The sequence below is a fragment of the Caballeronia calidae genome, assembly GCF_900044055.2.
Taxonomy (GTDB): Bacteria; Pseudomonadota; Gammaproteobacteria; order Burkholderiales; family Burkholderiaceae; genus Caballeronia; species Caballeronia calidae.
The window spans coordinates 1-702 of sequence record NZ_FCOX02000336.1 but is presented as its reverse complement, the minus strand read 5'-3'; the positions used below and the strand labels follow the sequence as shown (position 1 = coordinate 702).

Annotated in this window: 2 protein-coding genes; both read left to right on the top strand. The window is 60.7% G+C overall.

The window, feature by feature from the left end; all coding sequences use genetic code 11:
- On the top strand, nucleotides 1–453 hold a 453-nt coding region (locus AWB78_RS49255), incomplete at its 5' end, for an ArdC-like ssDNA-binding domain-containing protein (protein WP_232478163.1).
- On the top strand, nucleotides 353–702 hold a 350-nt coding region (locus AWB78_RS42920), incomplete at its 3' end, for a transposase (RefSeq protein ID WP_232478159.1). The genes AWB78_RS49255 and AWB78_RS42920, both read left to right, overlap by 101 nt.

Sequence of the window (702 nt, the reverse complement as noted above, 5' to 3'; positions counted from 1 at the left end):
GTGACGGACAAGATCATCGCCGACCTGGAGCAGGGCGTCAGGCCATGGGTCAAGCCCTGGAAAGGCGGAAACACCGACGGCCGGATCACGCTTCCCGTGCGCCACAACGGCATCCCCTACCAAGGCATCAACATTCTGCTTCTGTGGGGCGAGCAGCTCGACAAAGGCTTCCAATCCAATCGCTGGATGACATTCAAGCAAGCGCAGGCGCTGAGCGCAAACGTCCGTAAGAACTTATCCGTAAATAAAGGTATGCTTCGTTCCGAGCTGCAAGCGAGTGCGGCGTTGGAGCGAAGGCTTGACCAAGAAGCGAGTCGAATCGTGGGAGGTGACCGATGCTTTCTGGCAGCGGGTGGAGCCACTGATCCCGCAACGTGCGCCCTCACCAGAGAAAAAGTACCTGCGCAGGCCGGGCGCGGGACGACCGCCGAAGCCAGCTCGCCAAGTGTTTGAAGCCATTGTGTATGTACTGCGCACGGGCTGCCAATGGAAGGCGTTGCCCAAAGTGCGTTTTGGTAGTGCCAGCGCCATCCACAAACGCTTTCTTGAATGGGAGGCGGCGGCCTTCTTCGAAGCACTCTGGGCGGCAGGACTGGCCGAGTACGACGAGATGGAGGGCATCGCCTGGCGCTGGCAAAGCGTCGACGGGGCGATGATGAAGGCACCCCTGGCACAAGAAGCCGTCGGCCCGAACCCGACGGA